General features: G+C 68.4%; 1 protein-coding gene and 1 pseudogene. One reads left to right on the top strand and one right to left on the bottom strand.

Features of this window, described 5'->3' with window-relative positions; genetic code table 11:
- A partial coding sequence (locus ACEN88_RS32315; protein WP_413346308.1) for an NnrS family protein occupies window positions 1-527 on the bottom strand: 527 nt, incomplete at its 3' end.
- 239 nt (window positions 528-766) lie between these two features.
- Here ACEN88_RS32315 and ACEN88_RS32310 point away from each other — a divergent pair.
- A pseudogene (locus ACEN88_RS32310) lies at window positions 767-1,140 on the top strand (nitric-oxide reductase large subunit); the annotation flags it as partial.

The raw sequence follows: 1,140 nt of genomic DNA, 5'->3' as shown, positions 1-1,140 counted from the left end.
AGCGGATTCACGCGGATCCAGCCCAGCGCGGCCGCGTGGTAGCACACGTTCGCCAGGGTGAGCAGCGCGAGCAGGCCGACGAGGAACATGTTGCGCATATTGCCCGACTGCTTCAGCACGCGGAACAGCGGCCACGCGGCGACCGGCAGGAACGCGGCGTCCACCAGGGCACCGACGACGGGCGGCGCGGCCAGCATCGCGATCCGCCCCGCCACCCACACGGCGGCGATGGCGGCAAGGGCCTTGCCGCGCGGGGTCCACAGCTTCGTCCAGGCGTAGCCGGCCGTGTACAGGAAGCCGACGACGACGGCCAGCGCGAAGCCGAACACCATCTCGTGCATATGCCACAACATGTCGATGCGCGCGGGCAGGCGCACGCCCGCCTGCGCCGCGATCCACAGCGGCACGGCGAGGGCGCCGAACGCGGCGGCCAGCAGGTAGAACGGGCGGAAGCCGAGGGCGAACAGCGGCGCGCCGTGGCCGGGTGCGGGCGCCGGCCGGGCTTCTTCGATGGTCATGAGGGCCATGGCGGCCTCCTTATAAGTGGTATCTACGCTGCATGTTATGAGCCGCCGGGGCGCCGGACAATCGGCCAAAGTGACTAGTCCGCCGTGCCGATGGGCGTGTCCCGCGCCGTTTCCTAAACTGGGTCAAGCATTTCAAATAAAGCTGCATTTGCGATGCAACTATTGCGGTGTTTCGCCGCACAATGCGGTCCAGGCGCCCCGCTGCGCCACCGATCAATCACAGTGAAGGAACACAAGCCATGCACGCTACACGCAGACTATGGACCTGGCTGGCGATCATCTGCGTACTCTCCTTCGGCACGCTGTTGTTCGTGGGCCGGGAGATCTACCTGAAGGCCCCGCCGATCCCCGCGCAAGTCCTCGACCAACAAGGCCACGTCATCTGGACGGGCGACCAGATCACACGGGGCCAGCAGGCCTGGCTCGCCGCCGGCGGCCAGCAGCTGGGCACCGTATGGGGCCACGGCAGCTACGTCGCCCCCGACTGGTCGGCCGACTGGCTGCACCGCGAAGCCGTCGCCCTGCAGGACGAACTCGCGCAGCGCGGCCACGGCAAGCCGTACGCGCAGCTGGATGCGGCCGCACGGGGCGGCATCGACGCCCTCGTCAAGGA

Source organism: Massilia sp. CT11-108, from assembly GCF_047302915.1.
Classification (GTDB): domain Bacteria; phylum Pseudomonadota; class Gammaproteobacteria; order Burkholderiales; family Burkholderiaceae_D; genus Telluria; species Telluria orientalis.
The sequence above is the reverse complement of the archived record's forward strand: the minus strand, read 5'-3'. Positions and strand labels throughout refer to the sequence as shown.